Source organism: Duganella qianjiadongensis (assembly GCF_009857915.1).
Classification (GTDB): Bacteria; Pseudomonadota; Gammaproteobacteria; order Burkholderiales; family Burkholderiaceae_D; genus Rugamonas; species Rugamonas qianjiadongensis.
In genome coordinates this window covers 173,974-194,797 of sequence record NZ_WWCM01000004.1, presented here as the reverse complement: position 1 = coordinate 194,797, position 20,824 = coordinate 173,974, and the positions used below count along the sequence as shown (strand labels likewise).

The 20,824-nt window shown below is 61.8% G+C and carries 17 protein-coding genes, 1 tRNA gene and 1 pseudogene; 12 read left to right on the top strand and 7 right to left on the bottom strand.

What is annotated here, in order from left to right; all coding sequences use genetic code 11:
- Positions 1 to 52 precede the first annotated feature (52 nt).
- The 7 genes from GTP27_RS08345 (at position 53) to GTP27_RS08315 (ending at position 9,196) form a co-directional block, all read left to right on the top strand.
- Positions 53 to 1,027 (top strand): ABC transporter substrate-binding protein, encoded by a 975-nt coding sequence (locus GTP27_RS08345; protein WP_161038705.1) that lies wholly within the window; start codon positions 53 to 55, stop codon positions 1,025 to 1,027.
- A 4-nt stretch (positions 1,028 to 1,031) separates the two neighbouring features.
- Positions 1,032 to 2,594, top strand: coding sequence for a sugar ABC transporter ATP-binding protein (locus GTP27_RS08340; protein WP_161038704.1), 1,563 nt, complete (start codon positions 1,032 to 1,034; stop codon positions 2,592 to 2,594).
- Between the two features lie 49 nt (positions 2,595 to 2,643).
- Positions 2,644 to 3,684, top strand: coding sequence for an ABC transporter permease (locus tag GTP27_RS08335; RefSeq protein WP_161038703.1), 1,041 nt, complete (start codon positions 2,644 to 2,646; stop codon positions 3,682 to 3,684).
- Complete coding sequence (gene yjfF, locus GTP27_RS08330) at positions 3,681 to 4,664, top strand: galactofuranose ABC transporter, permease protein YjfF (protein WP_161038702.1); 984 nt, start codon at positions 3,681 to 3,683, stop codon at positions 4,662 to 4,664. Before GTP27_RS08335 ends, yjfF begins: the two co-directional genes overlap by 4 nt.
- 19 nt (positions 4,665 to 4,683) lie before the next feature.
- Positions 4,684 to 5,652, top strand: a complete 969-nt coding sequence (locus tag GTP27_RS08325) for a glycoside hydrolase family 43 protein (protein ID WP_371865899.1) — start codon at positions 4,684 to 4,686, stop codon at positions 5,650 to 5,652.
- 56 nt (positions 5,653 to 5,708) lie between these two features.
- The gene (locus GTP27_RS08320; protein WP_161038701.1) at positions 5,709 to 6,647 is read left to right on the top strand and encodes a LysR family transcriptional regulator; all 939 of its coding nucleotides are present in this window, start codon (positions 5,709 to 5,711) and stop codon (positions 6,645 to 6,647) included.
- Positions 6,648 to 6,748: 101 nt separating this feature from the next.
- The gene (locus GTP27_RS08315; protein WP_161038700.1) at positions 6,749 to 9,196 is read left to right on the top strand and encodes a penicillin acylase family protein; all 2,448 of its coding nucleotides are present in this window, start codon (positions 6,749 to 6,751) and stop codon (positions 9,194 to 9,196) included.
- A gap of 67 nt (positions 9,197 to 9,263) precedes the next feature.
- Here the strand turns inward: GTP27_RS08315 and GTP27_RS08310 are convergent.
- The 4 genes and pseudogenes from GTP27_RS08310 to GTP27_RS08295 form a co-directional block, all read right to left on the bottom strand.
- Positions 9,264 to 10,355, bottom strand: a pseudogene (locus GTP27_RS08310) (acyltransferase family protein); the annotation flags it as partial.
- Positions 10,356 to 10,449: 94 nt separating this feature from the next.
- A complete protein-coding gene (locus GTP27_RS08305; RefSeq protein WP_161038699.1) occupies positions 10,450 to 11,208 on the bottom strand; it encodes a LytR/AlgR family response regulator transcription factor in 759 nt (252 codons plus the stop codon).
- On the bottom strand, positions 11,196 to 12,266 hold the full coding sequence (locus tag GTP27_RS08300; RefSeq protein ID WP_161038698.1) for a sensor histidine kinase: 1,071 nt from the start codon (positions 12,264 to 12,266) through the stop codon (positions 11,196 to 11,198). The genes GTP27_RS08305 and GTP27_RS08300 overlap by 13 nt, the downstream gene beginning before the upstream one ends.
- Positions 12,267 to 12,270: 4 nt before the next feature.
- Positions 12,271 to 13,905: a Na+/H+ antiporter gene (locus GTP27_RS08295; RefSeq protein ID WP_161038697.1), complete on the bottom strand. Its 1,635-nt coding sequence runs from the start codon at positions 13,903 to 13,905 to the stop codon at positions 12,271 to 12,273.
- A 163-nt stretch (positions 13,906 to 14,068) separates the two neighbouring features.
- Between GTP27_RS08295 and GTP27_RS08290 the strand changes: the two genes are divergently transcribed.
- Positions 14,069 to 14,144 (top strand) — tRNA-Gly (locus GTP27_RS08290).
- A 209-nt stretch (positions 14,145 to 14,353) separates the two neighbouring features.
- A complete protein-coding gene (locus GTP27_RS08285) occupies positions 14,354 to 15,316 on the top strand; it encodes a chemotaxis protein (RefSeq protein WP_161038696.1) in 963 nt (320 codons plus the stop codon).
- 110 nt (positions 15,317 to 15,426) lie between these two features.
- Here GTP27_RS08285 and fghA read toward each other — a convergent pair whose 3' ends face one another.
- Positions 15,427 to 16,275: an S-formylglutathione hydrolase gene (gene fghA, locus GTP27_RS08280; protein ID WP_161038695.1), complete on the bottom strand. Its 849-nt coding sequence runs from the start codon at positions 16,273 to 16,275 to the stop codon at positions 15,427 to 15,429.
- A 106-nt stretch (positions 16,276 to 16,381) separates the two neighbouring features.
- On the opposite strand from fghA, the gene GTP27_RS08275 reads away from it, so the two are divergent.
- Both GTP27_RS08275 and GTP27_RS08270 read left to right on the top strand, forming a co-directional pair.
- Positions 16,382 to 17,569, top strand: a complete 1,188-nt coding sequence (locus GTP27_RS08275; RefSeq protein WP_161038694.1) for a cation:proton antiporter — start codon at positions 16,382 to 16,384, stop codon at positions 17,567 to 17,569.
- Positions 17,570 to 18,688 (top strand): YbdK family carboxylate-amine ligase, encoded by a 1,119-nt coding sequence (locus GTP27_RS08270; RefSeq protein WP_161038693.1) that lies wholly within the window; start codon positions 17,570 to 17,572, stop codon positions 18,686 to 18,688.
- Here GTP27_RS08270 and GTP27_RS08265 read toward each other — a convergent pair whose 3' ends face one another.
- Together GTP27_RS08265 and GTP27_RS08260 are read right to left on the bottom strand one after the other, a co-directional pair.
- Positions 18,689 to 19,435 carry a transporter substrate-binding domain-containing protein gene (locus GTP27_RS08265; RefSeq protein WP_161038692.1) on the bottom strand — a complete coding sequence of 249 codons (747 nt, stop codon included), beginning with the start codon at positions 19,433 to 19,435 and terminating at the stop codon, positions 18,689 to 18,691.
- Positions 19,436 to 19,443: 8 nt separating this feature from the next.
- A complete protein-coding gene (locus GTP27_RS08260) occupies positions 19,444 to 19,770 on the bottom strand; it encodes a flagellar basal body rod C-terminal domain-containing protein (protein WP_161038691.1) in 327 nt (108 codons plus the stop codon).
- Positions 19,771 to 19,910: 140 nt separating this feature from the next.
- Here GTP27_RS08260 and GTP27_RS08255 point away from each other — a divergent pair, with 140 nt between their 5' ends.
- A complete protein-coding gene (locus GTP27_RS08255) occupies positions 19,911 to 20,777 on the top strand; it encodes a substrate-binding periplasmic protein (protein WP_371865898.1) in 867 nt (288 codons plus the stop codon).
- Positions 20,778 to 20,824: the final 47 nt, after the last annotated feature.

Sequence of the window (20,824 nt, the reverse complement as noted above, 5' to 3'; positions counted from 1 at the left end):
CTCATAGTATGGATGGCAGAAGATACATAAAAATCCATCTGGAGACTTTGCTATGCAATCCAAACGCAGAACCCTGCTGGCTGGCGGCTGCTTCGCTGTCTGCCTCGCCGCCTGTTTCGCCACTCCCGCCGCATACGCCGCCAAACCGCTGGTCATCGGTTTCTCGCAAGTGGGCGCCGAAAGCGAATGGCGCACTGCCAATACCGTGTCCATCAAGGACGCCGCCAGGAAAGACGGCATTACGCTGAAATTCGCCGACGCCCAGCAGAAGCAGGAAAATCAGGTCAAAGCCATCCGTTCCTTCATCGCCCAGCGGGTCGATCTGATCGCCTTCTCGCCGGTGGTGGAATCGGGTTGGGACACGGTGCTGCGCGAAGCCAAAGCCGCCAAAATTCCCGTGGTGCTGACTGACCGCGCGGTCAATGTCAGCGATCCTTCGCTGTACGTCACCTTCATCGGCTCCGACTTCGTGGAAGAAGGCCGCCGCGCTGGCCGCTGGCTGCTGGAACGCTCGGCCAAGCTGCCTAATCCTGTCATCAATATTGTCGAGCTACAGGGCACGGTCGGTTCGGCGCCTGCACTGGATCGTAAAAAAGGCTTTGAGGAAGTCATCGGCGGGAATGCCAAATTCAAGGTAATCCGCTCGCAGACGGGCGACTTCACCCGTGCCAAAGGCAAGGAAGTGATGGAAGCCTTCCTCAAGGCGGAAGGCAAGAAGATCAACGTGCTGTACGCGCATAACGACGACATGGCCATCGGTGCGATACAGGCCATCGAAGAAGCTGGACTGAAACCGGGCAAGGACATCCTCGTCATTTCCATCGACGGCGTGAAGGGGGCTTTCGAAGCTATGCTGGCCGGTAAGCTCAATGTCACGGTGGAATGCAGCCCGCTACTGGGGCCGCAGCTGATGCAGCTGGCGCGCGATATCGTCGCCGGCAAGCCGGTGCCGCGCCGTATCACTACGGTGGAGGGCGTATTCCCTGCCGAAGTGGCGGCCAAAGAATTCCCCAACCGTAAATACTAAGTCCATGACCAGCTCATCGACAGTGTTATCGTCAGTGGCACCGGTGCTGCAGCTACGCGGCATCAGCAAGGCTTTTACCGGTGTGCAGGCGCTCAACGGCGTTTCGCTCAGTCTGTATCCCGGAGAAGTGCATACGCTGATGGGGCAGAATGGCGCCGGCAAATCCACCCTGATCAAAGTGCTCACTGGCGTGCATGTGCCCGACCAGGGCCAGATTCTGCTGGAAGGCCGGGCAATCCGTCCTGCTTCCACGCTCGACGCGCAGAATCTGGGTATCAGCACCGTGTATCAGGAAGTTAATCTGTGCCCGAATCTGTCCGTAGCCGAGAATATCTTCATAGGCCGCTATCCGCACAAGGGTGGCCGTATCGACTGGCGCGGCATGAGCGAGCAGGCTGGCGCGCTGCTGGCCCGCCTGCAAGTGAATATCGACGTGGACCGCCCGCTGGCCAGCTACCCGCTGGCGGTGCAGCAGATGGTGGCCATCTCGCGCGCCCTGCTGGGATCGGCCAAAGTGCTGATCCTCGACGAGCCTACCTCCAGCCTCGATGAAAAGGAAGTGGAACTGCTGTTCTCCGTGCTGCGCGATCTGCGCCAGCAGGGTATGGCAATTCTGTTCGTTACCCACTTCCTCGACCAGACCTATGCCATTTCCGACCGCATCACGGTGATGCGCAATGGCGAACGGGAAGGCGAGTATGCCTGCAGCGAACTGTCGCGCGTCGATCTGGTGAACAAGATGGTAGGTGCGCCAGCCGCAGTTGTGCGGCCTGCGGCAGCGGCGGCGCAGCCGGCTGTCGCCGCCGGGAGCGAGCCGGCCCCGGGCCGCCTGCCGGCTTTCCTGCGTACGCTGGGGCTGGGCCGGCGCGGTTCGCTGGCGCCGGTGGATCTGGAGGTGCGCAAGGGCGAGCTGCTAGGTCTGGCCGGTCTGCTGGGTTCTGGCCGTACCGAACTGGCGCGGCTGCTGTTCGGTGCCGACAGGGCCGATAGCGGCAAGGTGGCCATCCACGGGCAGCAGCGCCAGTTCGCCAGTCCGCGCGACGCAATTGCCGCTGGCATAGGCTACTGCTCGGAAGACCGCAAGCATGAAGGCGCCGTGCTGGACCTGTCAGTGCGCGAGAACATGATGCTGGCCTTGCAGGCACGCATGGGCATCCTGCGCGCCATACCGCTGAAACGCCAGCAGCAACTGGCGCAGCATTACGTGCAGGCGCTGGGCATCAAGACCGCCAGTATCGAAACACCCATCGCTGCGCTTTCCGGCGGCAATCAGCAAAAAGTGCTGCTGGCGCGCTGGCTGGTGACCGAGCCTGAAATGCTGATCCTCGACGAACCTACCCGCGGCATCGACGTACGTGCCAAGCAGGAGATCATGGATTATGTGGCTAATCTCTGCCGCAAAGGCATGTCCATCCTGTTCATCTCCTCGGAACTGGCGGAAGTGCTGCGCGTGAGCGACCGCATTGTGGTGATGCGCGACCGCAAAACGGCCGGTGAATATGCCCGCGACGAGCTCGATGAAAGCTCGGTACTGCAGGTGATCGCCGCGGGAGCGAGCCATGCCTAGTCTGACTTTGCAGCGGACCGCCGCTGCAGCGAAAACCGGAACCTCTACTATGTTTGTGCACCACCCTCTGTTCCGTCCCGTGGCGGCGCTGGTCCTGCTGCTGATGCTGGACCTGTTGCTGGTTCCCGGCTTCTTTCACCTCGAAATCAAGGATGGCCATCTTTACGGTAGTCTGATCGACATTCTTAACCGCGCCGCCCCGCTGATACTGGCGGCGCTGGGCATGACGCTGGTGATCGCCACGCGCGGCATCGATATTTCGGTGGGTGCAGTGGTGGCCATCAGCGCTACCGTAGCCTCGATGCTGATCGGCGGCACCATGGTGCTGCAGGACGGGGTGCCGACCTATGTGGCGAATACGCCTATGGTGTGGGCGCTGTGTGCGGCCATGGGCGCGGCGCTGCTGTGCGGCGGATGGAACGGCGTGCTGGTGGCCGGTCTGGGCCTGCAACCCATCGTCGCCACGCTGATCCTGATGGTGGCCGGACGGGGCCTGGCCCAGCTGTTCACCGATGGCCAGATCATCACCGTGTACTACCAGCCTTACTTCTTCCTCGGCAGCGGCTATCTGTTCGGGCTGCCGTTCTCGCTGTATCTGGTGGGCGGCGTGTTTGCCCTGACGGCGCTGCTGATGCGTAAGACGGCGCTGGGCCTGTTCATCCAGACGGTGGGCGTCAATCCCGTCGCGGCCCGGCTGGCCGGCCTGCGCACGGCGGTGCTGATCTTCTTCGTGTATGTGTTCTGCAGCGCCTGCGCCGGCCTGTCCGGCCTGATCATCAGCGCCAATATCAAGAGCGCCGACGCCAATAATGCAGGCCTGCTGCTGGAACTCGATGCGATTCTGGCCGTCACGCTGGGCGGCACCTCGCTCGCCGGCGGCAAATTCAGTCTGGTCGGCAGTGTGGTAGGAGCGCTTATCATCCAGACGCTGACCTACACCATTTATTCGCTGGGCCTGCCGCCGGAAATCAATATGGTGGTCAAGTCGGTGGTGGTGTTCCTGGTCTGTTTGTCGCAATCGGCCGAGTTCAAGAATATGTGGCGTGCTTTCCGCACGCGCGCCAAGGCAAATAAAGGTGAAGCAGCATGAGTAGTCTGGCATTGCGCGCACGCGCCTCGATGGCGTCGCCATATTTCACTTCGCTGGCCACGGTAGCGCTATTGGCGCTGCTGCTGGGTGCGGGCGGCGCCGCCTATCCCGGTTTTCTGTCTTTGCAGGTGCTACTGAATCTGCTGATCGATAATGCCTTCCTGCTGGTGATTGCGGTAGGCATGAGCTTTGTCATCATCTCGGGCGGCATTGACCTGTCGGTGGGTTCGGTACTGGCGCTGACCACGATGATGGCGGCATGGATGGTGCAGGTGTGGCACTGGCCGCCATTGCTGGCGATTGTCATTGTGCTGCTAGTCGGCACCGGCTTCGGCGCATTGATGGGTGCCATGATCCACTTTTTCAAGCTGCAGCCCTTCATCGTCACGCTGGCCGGCATGTTTCTGGCGCGCGGCCTGTGCTACCTGATCAGCATTAATTCGATTACCATCGACCAGCCGCTGTTCGTCAGCATGTCGCAGACCCAGTTGCCGGTGCTGGACGGCTATCTGTCGCCGTCGGCCCTGATTGCCTTGCTGACGCTGGCCGCTGCCATTTACGTGGCCCATTGCACGCCTTTCGGTCGCGCCATCTACGCGGTGGGCGGCAACGAGCAGTCGGCCCAGATGATGGGGCTGCGCGTGGCCCGCACCAAAGTGCTGATCTATGCCTTCAGCGGATTCTGCGCCGCGCTCTCCGGCGTACTGTTCTCGTTCTATATGCTGTCCGGCTATGGTTTGCACGCACAGGGCACGGAGCTCGACGCCATCGCGGCTGTGGTGATAGGCGGTACGCTACTCAGTGGCGGCTATGGCTATGTGGCTGGCGCGCTGTCCGGCGTGCTGGTACTGGGCACCATCCAGACGCTGATCGCGTTCGACGGTACCCTTAGCTCGTGGTGGACCAAGATCGTGATCGGGGTGCTGCTGTTCGTATTCTGTGTGGTTCAGCGCGCGCTGGCGCTGGGTGCACGCCGTTAGGATTTACAAGGAGACTGTTTTGAAAAAATATCTGCAACCTCTGACGTTCGCGGCTTTGACCGTGGCCAGTCTGGCCGCGCCGCTGGCGCAGGCAGCCAATCCGCTGTTCCCCAAACTGTACACGGCCGACCCGTCGGCCTACGTGGAAAATGGTACCGTGTATCTGTACGTGGGCCACGACGAAGCCACGTCCAAGAGCCCCGATTATGTGATGAATGAATGGCGGCTTTACACCAGTTGCGACATGAAGAACTGGACCGACCGTGGCTCGCCCGTGCAGGCAGCCACCTTCAAATGGGCCAAGGGCCACGCGTGGGCCGCCGACATCACCAAGCGCGATGGCAAATACTACTTCTATTCCACGGTCGATCATGCCACCATCCCCGGCCATGCCATCGGCGTGGCCGTGGCCGACCGTCCGGAAGGCCCGTTTGTGGACGCGCGCGGCACTGCGCTGGTCACCAATGATATGACGCTGCAATCGCCGATTGCATGGGACGATATCGATCCGGCGATTTTTCAGGATGACGACGGTCAGGCCTACCTGTACTGGGGCAATACGGTGCTCAAGTACGCCAAGCTGAAACCGAACATGATCGAATTCGATGGCCCTATCCAGACGGTGGGCATGGATATGTTCACCGAGGCGTCCTATCTGCACAAGCATAACGGCACCTACTACCTGTCCTACTCGCGCAACTTCCCCGAGGAGACGGCCTACATGACGGGGCCGACGGCAACGGGGCCATGGCAGTATCGCGGCGTGATCATGTCGAAGAACGCCAGGGTAAAGACCATCCATCAGGCGATTATCGACTTTAACGGCAAGTCCTACATCTTCTACCACAACGCCAAGCTGCCCGGTGGCGGCGAATATCGCCGTTCCGTCGCCGTGGAAGAATTCAAGTACAACGCCGACGGCACCATCCCGTTTATTCCGCAGACCAGGGAAGGTCCGGCCGGGAATCCTTCCGCAGCCTGCAAGTGATACCCAATCAATCTGGATGGAGCATGTTGCAATACTGATTGTGATATCATTTTTCGATGGATACTAACCCCAACTGGTTCCTGCGCGCGCGCCTGAAAACGCGCCAGCTGTTGCTGCTGATCGCGCTGGACGAACAACGCAATATACACCGTGCCTCGGAAGAGCTGCACATGACACAACCGGCCGCCTCCAAGCAGCTCAAGGATCTGGAGGAAATGCTGGGCGTGCAGTTGTTCGAACGTCTGCCGCGCGGCATGGAACCGACCATCTACGGTGAAACCATGATCCGCCATGCCCGCATGGCGCTTACCAGCCTGTCGCTGGCGCACGAGGATATCGTCGCCATCAAGGCCGGTCTGGCCGGGCAGGTGGATATTGGCACCATCATGACGCCGGGCATAGAACTGCTGCCCAAGGCGATCACCCGCACCAAGCAGCAGGCGCCGCGCCTGCGCATAGGCGTGGAGATGGAACAGTCCAACATCCTGCTGGAGCAGCTGCAGCGTGGCCGGCTTGATTTCATGATAGGCCGTATCCCCGAGCGGCATAGCTCCGAGGGCCTGAGCTACGAAGAACTGGGTGACGAACCGGCTTGCGCCGTGGTGCGCGCCGGCCACCCGCTGCTGTCGGCGCGCAAGCTGAGTTTGCGCGAGCTGGCCAGCCAGCCTTGGATATTGCCGCCGCAGGGCAGTATTCTGCGCGCCCGCTGCGAACTGATGTTCCGCCGCGCCGGGCTGGAAGTGCCGATCAACGTGATCGACACCACGGCCGTGCTGCTGATTACCCCTTTGCTGCAGCAGACCGACGCGCTCAACGTGATGCCGGTGGCGGTGGCCAAGTACTACGAATCGCAGGGCGTGCTGAATATTCTGCCGATCGAGCTGCCGTGCCGCATGGACGCCTATGGCATCATCACGGTGGAAGGGCACATCATGTCGCCCGGCGCCAGCCTGCTGCTGAAATCCGTACGCGAAGTGGCGCGCGAACTAAACTGAGCTGAACTGAGCTGATCCGATCTGAAACTGCATGCTTGCGCGCTGCGCATCGCTTCTGGCAAACTCACCGTCATGTAAGTTAGACAAGGGATGGAGTAAGCATGAATCGAAGCAAAGTGGCGCGCTGGTCTAAGCGGGTAGCTGTGGGTGTGACGGGCGTTGTGGCCCTGTCCGTAGCAGGTGGCTGGCTGTATTTGCGCGGCAGTCTGGCGCAACTGGACGGCACCCAGCAGGCGCCCGGGCTGGAAACCACCGCCAGCGTGGCGCGCGACGCGCATGGCGTGCCTCTGATCAGCGGCGGCTCGCGCCTCGATGTGGCTTATGCCACCGGCTTCGTGCATGCGCAGGAACGCTACTTCCAGATGGACCTGCTGCGCCGCGTTGCAGCGGGCGAACTGTCCGAACTGTTTGGCGAACGGGCACTGGGCGTGGATAAATCGCACCGGCTGCACCGCTTCCGCGCACGCGCTGCCGAAGCGCTGAAAGCCATGCCGGCGGCCGACCGCACCCTGCTCGAACGCTATGCCGCGGGCGTTAATGCCGGTCTGGCGCAGCTGCGTAGCCGTCCGTTCGAATATGCACTGGTAGGCATGGCCCCGCGTCCATGGTCGGCCGATGATTCGCTGCTGGTGATCTGGGCCATGTACTTCGATCTGCAGGGCAGTCAGGAAGCGCGCGAACTGGCGCGTGGCTGGATGGCGGAAAATGCCAGTCCGGCCCAGCGGGTATTCCTCGCGCCGGAAGCCACCCACTGGGATGCGCCGCTCGATGATGTATCGCCTATCGCCGGTACGGCGACCATACCGGATGCGCCGCCAGTCTGGTGGGGCAAACCGAAAGCGGCTGGCGGCGCTACCCAGACCGATCCGAAAGCAGCCAGCGTGCAGGCACTGTACGGCACCAAGCTGGCCAGCGCCGATTTCCTCAATACCGTAGGCAGCAATAACTGGGCCGTGGCCGGCAGCCGTAGCGATACCGGCGCCGCCATTGTGGCTGACGATATGCACCTTGGCATTTCGCTGCCCGCCATCTGGTACCGCGCTGCGTTGCAGTTCCCGGACGGGAAGGGCGGCCAGCGCCGCATCGTCGGCGTTACCTTGCCCGGTGCGCCCGTGGTGGTGGTGGGCAGTAACGGCCATGTGGCATGGGGCTTCACCAATAGCTATGGCGATTATGTCGATCTGATCGCGCTCGATACCGATGCCGCTAAACCCGGACAGGTGCGCACGCAGGCAGGCTGGGAAACGCCGGTGCTGCACGAGGAAATCATACTCGTCAAAGGCGCGCCTGCGGAGAAGCTGGCCGTGCGCGAGACGACGCTGGGCCCTATCCGCGAATCGCGTGGGCGCAGCTATGCGGTGCACTGGGTGGCGCATACCACCAAGGCCGTGAACGTCAACGCCCAGCAACTGGAGTGGGCCGATACGCTGGATCAGGCGCTGGCAATTGCGCCGACGCTGGGCATACCGGCGCAGAACTTCGTTGGTGGCGACGACAAGGGCAACATCGGCTGGACCATCGCCGGTCCGCTGCCGCGCCGTGCCGCCAGCGGCAATGTCACCACCTACCCGATGGCGGTCACGGAAGCGGCAGGCGTATGGACGGGCTGGCTGACGCCGGAAGAATATCCGAAAGTGGTCAATCCCGCCGCCGGCCAGCTTTACACGGCCAATAGCCGCCAGCTGCTCAATGCCGGCTCGGACAAGCTGGGCGATGGCGGTTTCGACCTTGGCGCTCGCACCCATCAGGTACGCGAAGACCTGACGGCGCTGGGCCCCAAGACCAATGTGCAGAAAGTCTATGAAATCGGTCTCGATGACCGCGCTATCTTCCAGTCCTCATGGCGCGAGCGTGCCATCGCCGCACTCGATGCCAAGGCGCTGGACCATCAGCCGCAACGTGCCGAAGTACTCAGGCTGCTCAAGGATAGCTGGACCGGCAAGGCCAGCGTGGACTCGGTAGGTTACCGCATTAGCCGTGCTTATATGTATGCGCTGTACGACCTGCTGTTCGAGAGCGCCAACGAACAGCTGGCAGCCATCGACCCGAAAGCCAGCATGGCTGCGATTACTTCGCGCTGGCCGGTGGTGCTGGCCCGTGTGCTCGATCAGCAGCCGGCCGCGTGGCTGCCGCCGCAGTACGCCAGCTGGCAGGCGCTGCATCTGGCGGCGATCGACCGCGTGATTGCCAATCTGACCAAGGATGGCAAGTCGCTGGCCAGTGCCAGCTGGGGCGAGCGCAATACCGCTACCAGCGCCCACCCGTTTGCAGCATCCGTGCCGTTGCTGGGCCGCTTCCTGAAAGTGGCACCGGACATGCTGCCCGGTGATCAGCACATGCCGCGTGTATCTGGCCCTAACTTCGGCCAGTCCGAGCGGCTGTCGGTGTCGCCGGGCCATGAAGAGCAGGGCGTGTTCAACCTGCCGGGTGGCCAGAGCGGGCACCCGCTGTCGCCATACTTCCTTGATGGCCGGGATGACTGGGTGCATGGCCGTCCGGCGCCGTTGCTGCCGGGGCCTGCGCAACATACGCTGACGTTTGTGAAGTAAGCGGTCCCAGTCCGAACAGAGGGCGCAGCAGGGCAATGCGGCGCACCACCTCGAACACGCCGAAGCTGATGGTAAAGGTCAGCACGATCAGGATCAGCCCTTCGGTGGCAGGGGCGAGGCGGACCGGCTTGAGCCAGTGCGCCATGCTGACGATTAGCGTCTGGTGCAGGATGTAGACGGGGAATACGGCTTCGGTCAGATAGCGCCGTTTGGCGCTGTCGAAATTCAGGTGGCGCAAACCGAAGCCGCAGACGGTGAGGATAGGCGCCCACTGGCACAGGCAGTAGATGGTGCGCATCAGCGGCTTCCATTGCTGTACTGCGGGCGTGCCGGCCAGTGCTTCCGGTATCGACCAGTAGCACACGATCAGGGCCCAGCTGGCCAGCCACAAGGCCAGACTGGTCCAGCGCAACGCTTCCACTCGGCGCCAGTAAGCAGCCTGTGTTGCCAGCAGGGCGCCCAGCACGAACAGGAAGAAATACTGGGCATGGCTGTACCAGTCGTCCACCAGCGCGTGGGTAGTGGGGTAGCTGTCGGCCAGCGCGAAGCGCGCTGCGGCCAGCACGGCTACCGGCAGTACGACAATACGCCAGCCTTGCAGCAGGCGGCCCAGCGCGTCCGAAATGGCTCCCAGCCGCGCGCCCAGCAGCCACGCCAGCAGCCCGCCCAGCATGGTATAGGCCCACAGATAGGCGACAAACCACAGATGGTTCCAGGTCGGCAGGCGCAGACAGTCGCTGCCGCGGCAGAAGCCATGGTAGCCGCTCACATACAGGCGCATGAATTCTGCGTAGCCGCCCTGATAGGCGACTTTTTCCACCACTTCGAAATAGGCTTGCGGCGGCACGATGACGAACATGCCGAATATGAGCGGCAGCAGCAAACGCCAGCTGCGCTGACGCAGCAGGGTGCTCACGCGCCACTTCTGCAGCATGAAGGCGGTAGCAGCGCCGGAAATCAGGAACAGCAGGCCTAGCCGCCAGGGCGACGACAGCACCATCAGCGGTTCGATCGCGTCGCTGGCGAACGGGCTTTTCACATGCCAGTCCCAGCTCACGTAGTACATGCCGGTGTGGTAGAAGATCAGCACACAGAAGGCGAAGATGCGTATCCAGTCGAGAAAATACAGGCGCTGGGGGTTAAGGCGAGTCTGGTTCATACTAGTCTCCTGGTTGATGTTGCAAGACTAGCGCCGCCAGCTGTGCGCAGCGATGGTTTTGGGGCGAAACGGGCGTGGCGTGGGGCGAAGCGGATTAGTCGGCGCTGAGGCGCGTTTCCAGCTCGTTGCGGTACTGGCGGCTGAGCGGCACGCGGCTGCCGTCGCGCAGGATAATTTCGCCATCGCCTTTGTCGAGATTGACGATGCTGGCTACCCATTCGAGCTGGATTGCGGCGCGCCGGTGGCAGCGGACGAAGCGCGGGCCGAGCTGCTCCAGCAGGCCGGCCAGTGTCTGGCGCATCAGCGGTGCGGCATGGGCCGTGTGCAGCACGACATAGTTATCTGCCGTTTCTATCCAGCCGATCTGGTCGACCTTGACTATCCGTGTGCCGCTGCGTTCGGGCACCAGCAGCTGGGTAATGGCGGGAAGCTGCACGGTGACAGGGGAAGGCATGGGCGCATCGTCGAGCGAGGTAGTGGTGCTGGCCGCTGCGCGCAGGGCGAGGCGTTCGCGTACGCGCAGGAGCGCGCGCTGCAGGCGTGGCTGATCGTAGGGCTTGAGCAGGTAATCGATGGCGTTGGCATCGAAGGCCCGGATGGCATAGTCATCGTACGCCGTGACGAATACCACGCAAGGCGCCGGTGCGGGCAGCGAAGCGGCGACATCGAGGCCGCTAACTTCCGGCATCTGTATATCGAGCAGCAGCAGATCGGGCGCGAAGGCGGGCAGGCGCTCCAGCGCTTCGACGCCATCACGTGCTTCTTCGATTGCGCTGATGCCGGGCTCGGACGCCAGCAGACGGCGCAATTTTTCGCGCGCGGGACGCTCGTCGTCGACGATCAGGATGCGCATGGCAGCCTTAGCTCGGCCAGTACGCCGGCTGGTGCCAGCTGGCGCAGTTCGAAGCTGGCGCGCTTGCCATACAGTGCGGCCAGCCTTTCCTGCAGGTTGCGCAGGCTGATGCCGCTGCCGGCATCAGTGTCGCTGCCTATTGCGGGCGTAGGCAACAGGCCGCTATCGTCCTGCACGCACAGCGTGAGTGTGGTTTGCTGGCGTTGCGCCATAATGCGGATGGCAACCGGCTGGCGCCGCCGTTCCACCGTGTGCTTGAAGACGTTCTCCAGCAGCGGTTGCAGACACATGACGGGCACCTCGCAGGTGAGTGCGCCCTCCTCGATGTCCCACGTAATGCTGACCCGGTCGGCAAACCGTTCGCTCATCAGGGCGGCATAGCCGCGCACGATGCGCAGTTCGGTTTCCAGCGTGACCAGATGGCGTTCGCCCACTTCCAGCGTGGCGCGCAGCACATCGGCCAGTTGCACCAGCATGCTGTCGGCCCTTGCTACATCGCTGTGCATCAGCGACGAAATGGTGTTGAGCGCATTAAACAGGAAATGCGGCTGCATCTGCTGGCTAAGCTGCAGCAGCTGCGCCTGCCGCAGCGAGGCATTGGCCCGTTCTACCCGCAGGCGTTCATCGAGCATGGCATGGAAAGACAGTATGCCGAAAGTAATCGCAGTAAACAGCGAGAAGAAAATCGTCATCTTGATATCTTCGTACAGATACACCTGTGTCCAGCCATCATGGGTGTACTGCTCGCCCATCAGGCCATACACGGCATGGCGTAGGCTGAAAGCCAGCGGGACGAACAGTATCCAGTAGGCGGGCAGCCACACCAGCTGGCGCAGGAACCAGCGTAGCGGCGCGGCGACCAGCGCGTCATGGCGGCGCGTGTAATGCCGCTGCAGCAGGAGTAGCACGCTGGCGACCAGGGCAGACGAAGTTTCCCACAGCACCGGTTTCCAGATGCCGTGCTGGTGATCGCGCAGGTATTCCTGCACCGAGGTGGCGATCATCAGGCCCCAGAACAATATCCAGGCGATGCTGACGATGGTGCGGGTCTTGGGCATAGGCTTAGCGGTAGCGCGCTTCCATAAGATCGATTTCGCGCACCAGCTTACGCGAAATTTCATCGGAAATGTGATCATGTCTGGCCAGATTCCAGATGGCGCGCCGTTCCGCGTCCAGCGCGGCAAAGCGCAGCTCCTGTTCGGCATGGTCGGTTTTGCGCCAGACCTGCTCGCTGGCTGGATCGACCTCCTTGAGACGGTGCTCGTAGAACGCAATCACCCGCGCAGCCGCCTGCGGATACACCTCCGGATCGACGCAGCTTTCCGCTTCCATCAGGCTGATCTGGGTCTGCTCGATGGCCGTAATGGCGGCTTTGGCGGCAGTGCGGCGTGCCAGATCTTCCTCGCGCTGCTCTTCTGTCTCGGCCGGGAAACTGACCCCGGCCAGCAGACGCGGCAGGCCTATGCTGGCGATCAGCAGCGAAACCAGTATCACCGAACAGGCCAGAAAAATCGTCAGCGCACGCGCAGGGAAGGGCCGGCCATCCGGCATCACCAGCGGCAGCGTCAGCACGCCAGCCAGCGTGATGGTGCCGCGCGCACCGGCCAGTGTGGTAGCCAGCAGCAGGCGCGGATTGATCTTCAGGCGCGGCTGGTGGCGCATGCGCTGTTTGAAGACGGTCAGGCGCAGCGAGGCCCAGACCCACAGCATGCGCAACAGCAGCAGACCGGCGTTGATGGCCAGCGCATACACGGCCAGCCACCATGGATTGAGGTGGCCGCTTTCCTCGATGGTGGCGCGGGCGTCACGGAAAACGTCAGGCAGCTGTTCGCCCAGCAGCACGAACATCACGCCGTTGAGGGCGAACTGCACGGTATCCCAGACTGCCGAACGCTGGATGCGGGTGTGAGCCAGTGCATGGCCGCTCAGTTCCACATAGCTCATGGTAATGCCGGCAGCCACGGCGGCCAGTATGCCGGAACCATGCAGACGCTCGGCTACCAGATAGGCGCCGAATGGCAGCAGCAGGTTGACCAGTATGGGCGAGCCCACCGGCTCGCCGAAGTGGCGCGTGAGCCAGCGCTGTACGCCTGTCACCAGCAGGGTGACTGCGACACCTGCGCTTATCCCGGCCAGTACCAGCCAGACAAAAGTCATGGCCGCGCTGGCCGGCGAGAATGCACCTGTCAGGGCCGCCACTACGGCAAAGCGGAAGCAAACCAGGCCGCTGGCGTCGTTGAGCAGCGATTCGCCTTCCAGTATGTGCATCAGGCGCTTGGGGATGGGCGTGCTGGCGGCGACGGCGCTGACGGCGACAGGATCGGTAGGCGAGACGATGGCTGCCAGCGCAAACGCCACCGCCAGCGGCATGGCCGGTATCAGCCAGTGGATCAGGAAGCCGGCACCGATTACCGTGAAGATCACCAGTCCCAGCGCCAGTTCGAGAATCATGCCTTTGTCGCGCAGCAGGCCGCTTTTGGGAATGCGCCAGCCGTCGAGGAATAGCAGTGGCGGCAGGAAGGCGAGGAAGAACAGATCCGGTTCCAGTTCCACGCCGTGGCTGGACTTGGCTGCGATCAGGGCGCCTAGGGTGATCTGCACCAGCGGCAGCGGCACCGCGCGCGGCAGCAGGCGCGAGAGGTAGGCACTGGCCACCACCGCCAGCAGCATGATCAGTATGACTTCAACAGCATCCATTTCACTACTTTCAATATTGCAAAACCAGTCTTACTTTACACCATCATTACTGCATGAAAAAGTTGCGCGGCCTCATAGTGCCGGCCCGTTGCGGCCAGTGTTTGCACGGGCAGAAAAATGGCTCTGGTATTTTTGTCGTGCTTCTGTCATAATCTTGCCTTCTGCGGGAGTAGCTCAGTTGGTAGAGCGCAACCTTGCCAAGGTTGAGGTCGAGAGTTCGAGACTCTTCTCCCGCTCCAGAATTCAGCGGTACATCAAAAAAGAAGCCTTGCGGCTTCTTTTTTTTTGCCTATTTTCAAGAACAGCGTTGTAAATCGTGCTGTAAATCAATACTTTGCCGCGCAAAATGTGACTTATCCCACTTGCAAACGTTATACTGAGGCGTAATGGCAGGGTTGCCCCATCAGGGCGACTGCTGGTTAGCGGACCACCTTCGGAGACGAAATCTATGAAATCAGTTCAGCAGGAAGTTGATGAGCGCAGTAATCTGACCAACTCCAATAAATTCGAACTGCTACTGTTCCGCCTTGGCGCTGATGCCAATGGCGAACATTCTGAGTTGTTTGGTATTAACGTCTTCAAAATCCGCGAAATTGTCGCGATGCCGGAAGTGACTGCAGTGGCCGGTTCGCCCCAGCATATGCTGGGCGTGGTCAATCTGCGCGGCCAGATCATTACCGTGCTCGATCTGCCCGGTATCGTGGGCGTCAAGCCCAAGACCGGCCTGAACATCATGCTGGTAACGGAATTTGCCCGCACCACCCAGGCGTTTGCGGTGGAGTCGGTAGACGAGATCGTGCGTCTGGACTGGAGCCAGGTGCTGACCGCCGAAGGCACGGCTGGCGGCAAGGTGACCAGTATCGCCCGCGTCGACGGCGATGTGCAGAACACCCGTCTGGCCCAAGTGCTGGACGTGGAAACCATCCTGCGCGACCTGACTCCGTCGGACGGCGATGACGTCGATCCGGAAACCATCGGTCCGAAACTGAATATGAAGCAGGGCGCCGTGGTGCTGGCAGCGGACGACTCGGTGGTAGCGCGTAACCTGATCGAAAAAGGTCTGGAAGCGATGGGCGCACACTTCATCATGACCAAGTCGGGCAAGGAAGCGTGGGATCGCCTGCAGGCGATCTACGAAGGCACCAAGGCGGAAGGCATCCAGATTCAGGACCGCATCGCGATGGTGCTGACCGATCTGGAAATGCCGGAGATGGACGGCTTTACGCTGACCCGCCTGATCAAGCAGGATGCGCGCTTCTCCAAGATTCCGGTGGTGATCCACTCTTCGCTGTCGGGCAAGACCAATGAAGACCACGTCAAAGGCGTGGGCGCGGATGCCTACGTGGCCAAGTTCTCTGCCGAGGATCTGGCCAGCACCATCCGTAATGTGCTGGGCAAAGTTCAGCTGTAAGCGCGACGCACCAGCTTAATAATGCAGGGGCCGTGACGGCAGCGTCACGGCCCCTGTTGTTTCTGGCGTCGCCAGCGGGCTAGCGGCGTGCCTGCATAGCCGGCGCCGCCTCAGCTGGCCAGATTGCGGGCGTGGAAACGGATGTGATCGTCGATGAAGCTGGCGATGAAGTAATAGCCATGGTCATAGCCGGCATGGCGGCGCAGTTGCAGCGGCTGGCGCGCATTGATGCAGGCGGCTTCGAATTCCTGAGGGTAGAGCTGCTCGGCGAGGAATTTATCGCCCAGCCCCTGATCGATCAGTATGCCGTCGGGGAAGGGCGTCTGCTCCTGTTCCATCAGCAGACTGGCGTCGTGCGCGGCCCACTGTTTGCGGTCTTCGCCCAGATAGCCGCTGAAGGCCTTGATGCCCCACGGGCAGCGCGACGGCGCGGCGATAGGCGCAAAGGCGGAAACCGAACGGAAGATATCGGGCCGGCGCAAGGCCAGCGTCAGTGCGCCGTGGCCGCCCATGGAATGCCCGCTGATGCCGATGCGGCGCGGATGTATGGGGAATTCCTTCACCAGCAGTTGCTGCAATTCGTGGATGTAGCTCTCCATGCGGTAGTGCCGCGCCCATGGCTGCGCGCTGGCATCGAGATAGAATCCGGCGCCCACGCCGAAATCCCAGTGCGCACTTTCCCCGTCGATGCCGGCACCCCGCGGGCTGGTATCGGGCGTAATCAGGGCCATACCCACTTCCGCTGCGACGCGCTGGGCACCGGCCTTGATCATGAAGGTCTCTTCGCTGCAGGTGAGCCCGGCCAGAAAGAATAGCGCCGGCACCTGCGCTCCCGCCTGATGTGCGGCGGGCGGCAGAAACAGGCCGAAACGCATGGGCAGACCCGTGCTCTGTGAGGTGTGGCGGTAAAAACGCTGGACGCCGCCAAAGCAGACGTGCTCGCTCAGTAGTTCTAGCATGGGCTACCCTTTTTATCTCTGCTGTCTTGCATATGTATCCTGGCGCACAGTAGAAACTGTGCCGCCCCGCCAGAATTGTACAAGTTTCCAACAGCAGGAGTAGAGCATGGCGGATTTTTCGCGCATCGTGACAGCTATGGGCTGGCCGCTCGCCATCATACTGGCGTGGCTGGCCGGTGAAGTACTGCATCGCTGGTCGCGCCTGCCCCGCATCAGCATGTATGGGCTGGTCGGCTTTCTGATGGCGCAGGTCATGCCGGACAGTTTCAGCAGCGGCGCTTCCAGCACCGTCACGCTGCTGGCCAATCTGGCTTTCGGCCTGATCCTGTTCGAATTCGGCTACCGCATCAATCTGCACTGGTTGCGCATCAATCCGTGGATAGCCGTGAGCGGGCTGGCCGAAGCGGCCGCCACCTTCGCGGTGGTGTACCTGATCTCCCACCTGACCCAGATGCCGCCCCTGACCTCGCTGCTGCTGGCGTCGCTGGCCATGTCCACGTCGCCCGCCGGCGTGCTGCGGGTGATTAACGAGTCCGACAGCGCCGGGCAGGTGACGGAGCGCGTGCTGCATCTGGTGGCCATCAACTGCGTGCTGGCCCTGTTCGTGTTCAAGGTGGTGGTGGGCTTCTGGGTGTTCCAGACTTCCGGCAGTCTGGCGCAGGCGGTTTCGCACAGCCTGATCGAACTCGGTGGCGCAGCATTGCTGGGCGGCCTGCTGGGCTGGCTGGTGCCGGCCCTGCTGCGCCAGCTGGGCGCACTGGCGCAGGATGGCACGCTGGCCTTTGCCATGGGCGTAATGCTGCTGGTGCTGCTGGCCCACACGCTCGATGTGTCGCCGGTGCTGGCCACGCTGACCTTCGGCCTGGCAGCACGCCATAGCCGCGTGATGCTGAGCCGTACCGAGCGCAATTTCGGCGCCATCGGCGAACTGCTGGCCATATTGCTGTTCGTGTTTGCCGCCACGGCACTGGAATGGGAGCGCGTGGTGGCCGGTGCGGCACTGGGCGCCGTACTGGTGCTGGCGCGCTTTCTGGTCAAGACGGGCGCGGTGATGCTGTTTGCCCGCGCGGGCGGGATCAGCTGGCGCAAAGGCTTGCTGACCGGTGTGGCGCTGGCGCCGATGTCGGTGTTCGTTACGCTGCTGCTGGAGCAGACCCGCTATGTGGGCATCGTTCTGGTGGACGAGCTGGCGGCGCTGGCTGCCATGACGCTGCTGCTGGAAGTGCTGGGCCCCGTGCTGACCCAGCGTGCCCTGATCTGGGCACGCGAAACCCCTGACGAGGAGGAAGTCTGAATGCCTTTGCCACCGTTTAAATCATCCACTCCGCTGAGCATGGGGGTGGAACTGGAGCTGCAACTGGTCAGCCTGTCCGATTACGATCTGACGGCGTCCAGTCCCGATCTGCTGCATCTGCTGGGGCGCAAGCCGTTTCCCGGCAATGTTACGCCCGAGATCACCGAGAGCATGATAGAGATTAACAGCGATGTGCAGCATCAGCACGATGCCTTGCTGGCCCAGCTGGAACTGGTGCGCGATACGCTGGTGCAGGCAGGCGAGCGGCTCAATATCGGCATCTGCGGCGGCGGCACCCATCCGTTCCAGAAGTGGACCGAGCGGCGCATCTATGCCAAGCCCCGCTTCAAGGAGGTCTCGGCGCTGTATGGCTATCTGGCCAAGCAGTTCACCATCTTCGGCCAGCATGTGCACATCGGCTGCGCGTCGGGCGACGATGCGCTGTATCTGCTGCATGCGCTGAGCCGCTACGTGCCGCACTTTATCGCGCTGTCGTCGTCCTCGCCCTTCGTACAGGCCAACGACACGCTGTTCAATTCGGCGCGGCTCAATTCCGTGTTTGCCTTCCCCATGAGCGGGCGGGCGCCGTTCCTGCTGGACTGGGCCAGCTTCGAGCGCGACTATTTCGCCAAGATGGAACATACGGGCGTGATCAACAGCATGAAGGACTTCTACTGGGATATCCGCCCCAAGCCCGAATACGGCACCATCGAACTGCGCGTGTGCGATACGCCGCTGACGGTGGCACGGGCCGCGGCACTGGCCAGCTATCTGCAGGCACTGTGCGCCTATCTGCTGGAGCGGCGCGAAGCGGCGCCGCAGGAGGACGACTATCTGGTCTATAACTACAACCGCTTTCAGGCCTGCCGCTTCGGTCTGGACGGCACACTGGTGCATCCCAAAACCTACGAAAGCCTGTCGCTGCGCGAGGATATCCTGACCACGCTGCGCAAGATGCTGCCCTATGCAGCGGCGCTGGGCGGCACGGACGGGCTGGAACATCTGGTGGCGGTGACGCACGAAGGCAGTGATGCCCATTATCTGCGCCAGCAGTTTGTTCGCAGCGGCAGTGCCGAGGGCATGGTCGCAGCGGCCATCGCGCGCTTCCGTGCCGGTTAGCTAGTGGCCAGCAGGGGGCGAGCCCAGCGCATTGTTGAGGCGATCCATGTAAGCTTCCGGCATGGCCTTGTTGCACATCAGGTAGCGTTCGCCGCCGTGCGGGAGGTCCTTGAGGTGCAGCAGGCGCAGGCTACGCGTCTGCTGGGCTGGATGGTGCTCCATGATATAGCTGCCTTCTTCTTCCGAGATAAACATCATGTCGGCAGCGCCCATGCTAATCGACTGCACCATTTTGCTGGTGGGCGCAGTGGATACTGCTAGCACGGGATTGGTGCGGGCCAGTAGTTTGTCCAGTTCGCTGCCGTAGGAATAGTTGTCCTTGACAAGAATGCGCACTTCCTTGTGCTGCATGAGTTCATGCAGGCTGCCCGCGCCCTGTTCGGCAAGACTGCTGTGGGCAAGTACAGTCCAGTCCTTGTCATGATAGAGCGGCCGGCTGAATCTGGCGTAGCGTTCGCGCTCCGGCGTGCGAAACCAGCCGATGGCGCAGCTCGGCAGTTTGCTGTCGCGTATGGTGAGCAATTGGCGGTTGGTGGGCAGCTTGAGCCAGCGGGTAGCGATGCCAGCCTGTTTGAAGGCGCGTGTGGCCGGAGCGCCCGTCAGTCCGCCGGGGCCGCCTTCGGCCGAAGGCAGCAAATAGGGCGGACGTTCGCTGTACAGTACTTGTACGGCCGGTTCATGGGCATGCGCCGCAGCAGCCAGCAGATAGCACGAAGCAAGCAGCCGGAAAGGGCGGATAAGCGACATGAACGGGCTTAGGCCTTGGTATCGATCAGCGAGCCCAGCATCTGGTCGGCAGTCTTGATGACTTTGGCCGAGAAATCGAACTGCTTTTCGTAGACGAGGGAATTGGTGGTTTCCTTGGCCAGATCGGTCTGGCTGGGGCCGTCGATCTGCTGTAATTGCTGGGCCTGAAACGAGACGGTCACGCCGCTGCCGGCCGGCTGGCTTTCCGCGAAATAGGCCTGCGAAGGCTGGAAGCCCTGAGTGCCGATATTGGCAATCGCATGGGCGCTATTACCCAGTGCGCGCTCGGCAGCATTGAGTCCGGTGACGCCTGAACTGAGCACAGCGATGGCCATGGTATTTCCCCAAGGTAATTTCGTACAGTGTACACCCATGTGGGCTGCTGTGCACGGTGCTGATGAAAAAAAAGGCAGGCTTGACGGTTCACAGGCGTGCCGGTATGGTCGAAGTGAAAATATCTCGTTCCGGATTGCCTGTGGCGCTGCGTTTCTGTCTCTTTTTGCTGGGTCTGTGCTGGATGGCGGCTGTCCGGGCCGAGCCTATTGTGGTGCATTATCCGCGCGCCGAGAGCGTGGAAGACGAGCGCGGCGAATATGGTCATGCCTTGCTGAAACTGGCGCTGGAAAAGGCGGGCAATAAATATCGGGTGGAACTCTCACCCACCAGCATGCAGCAGAACCGTGCGCTGGTGGAGTTGCAATCGGGCGCAGGCCGTATCGATGTGGTCAGTACCATGACATCGGTGGAGCGGGAAAAACTGCTGCTGCCTATCCGCATCCCCATGTCGCGCGGCCTGATCGGCTGGCGGCTGGGCCTGGTGAAAGCGGAGCGCAGGAATCTGCTGGCTGCGGTACGCAGCGTGGAGGATTTGCGCCGTTACACCACCGGGCAGGGGCATGACTGGCCCGATCTGACCATACTGCGCCATAACGGCATCGTCGTTTATCCGGTGACCGTATATAGCAGCCTGTTCGGCATGCTTAAAGCGGAGCGTTTCGACTGGGCGCCCCGTTCGGTGCACGAAATCTGGAGCGAAGTGCGCCACCATCCCGATCTGGCAGTGGACCCTAACATCCTGCTGATCTACCCTACGGCCGATTACTATTTCGTCAACAAGAAGAATGCCGAACTGGCCGAGAATTTGCGGCAGGGGCTGGAGCTGGCGCTGGCCGATGGTTCTTTCGGCCAGCTGTTTGCGCGCCATTTTGGCCCGGCAATCCGGCGTGCGCAGCTCGACAAGCGCGTGCTGATCGAGCTGAACAATCCCTTGCTGCCGCCACAGACGCCGCTGGCGCGCAAGGAGCTATGGTTTAACCTGAGCGACCTGAAACGCATGCGTTGAGCAGAATCCCGCTACTCGTATCAGAAAATTCCGATTTAAAAAGTTCC

Bases quoted from the DNA above. Each gene is read 5' to 3' on its own strand.
- GTP27_RS08345 (WP_161038705.1), top strand. From the start codon at position 53: ATGCAATCCAAACGCAGAACCCTGCTGGCTGGCGGCTGCTTCGCTGTC.
- GTP27_RS08340 (WP_161038704.1), top strand. From the start codon at position 1,032: ATGACCAGCTCATCGACAGTGTTATCGTCAGTGGCACCGGTGCTGCAG.
- GTP27_RS08335 (WP_161038703.1), top strand. From the start codon at position 2,644: ATGTTTGTGCACCACCCTCTGTTCCGTCCCGTGGCGGCGCTGGTCCTG.
- yjfF (WP_161038702.1), top strand. From the start codon at position 3,681: ATGAGTAGTCTGGCATTGCGCGCACGCGCCTCGATGGCGTCGCCATAT.
- GTP27_RS08320 (WP_161038701.1), top strand. From the start codon at position 5,709: ATGGATACTAACCCCAACTGGTTCCTGCGCGCGCGCCTGAAAACGCGC.
- GTP27_RS08315 (WP_161038700.1), top strand. From the start codon at position 6,749: ATGAATCGAAGCAAAGTGGCGCGCTGGTCTAAGCGGGTAGCTGTGGGT.
- GTP27_RS08305 (WP_161038699.1), bottom strand. From the start codon at position 11,208: ATGCGCATCCTGATCGTCGACGACGAGCGTCCCGCGCGCGAAAAATTG.
- GTP27_RS08300 (WP_161038698.1), bottom strand. From the start codon at position 12,266: ATGCCCAAGACCCGCACCATCGTCAGCATCGCCTGGATATTGTTCTGG.
- GTP27_RS08295 (WP_161038697.1), bottom strand. From the start codon at position 13,905: ATGGATGCTGTTGAAGTCATACTGATCATGCTGCTGGCGGTGGTGGCC.
- GTP27_RS08285 (WP_161038696.1), top strand. From the start codon at position 14,354: ATGAAATCAGTTCAGCAGGAAGTTGATGAGCGCAGTAATCTGACCAAC.
- fghA (WP_161038695.1), bottom strand. From the start codon at position 16,275: ATGCTAGAACTACTGAGCGAGCACGTCTGCTTTGGCGGCGTCCAGCGT.
- GTP27_RS08275 (WP_161038694.1), top strand. From the start codon at position 16,382: ATGGCGGATTTTTCGCGCATCGTGACAGCTATGGGCTGGCCGCTCGCC.
- GTP27_RS08270 (WP_161038693.1), top strand. From the start codon at position 17,570: ATGCCTTTGCCACCGTTTAAATCATCCACTCCGCTGAGCATGGGGGTG.
- GTP27_RS08265 (WP_161038692.1), bottom strand. From the start codon at position 19,435: ATGTCGCTTATCCGCCCTTTCCGGCTGCTTGCTTCGTGCTATCTGCTG.
- GTP27_RS08260 (WP_161038691.1), bottom strand. From the start codon at position 19,770: ATGGCCATCGCTGTGCTCAGTTCAGGCGTCACCGGACTCAATGCTGCC.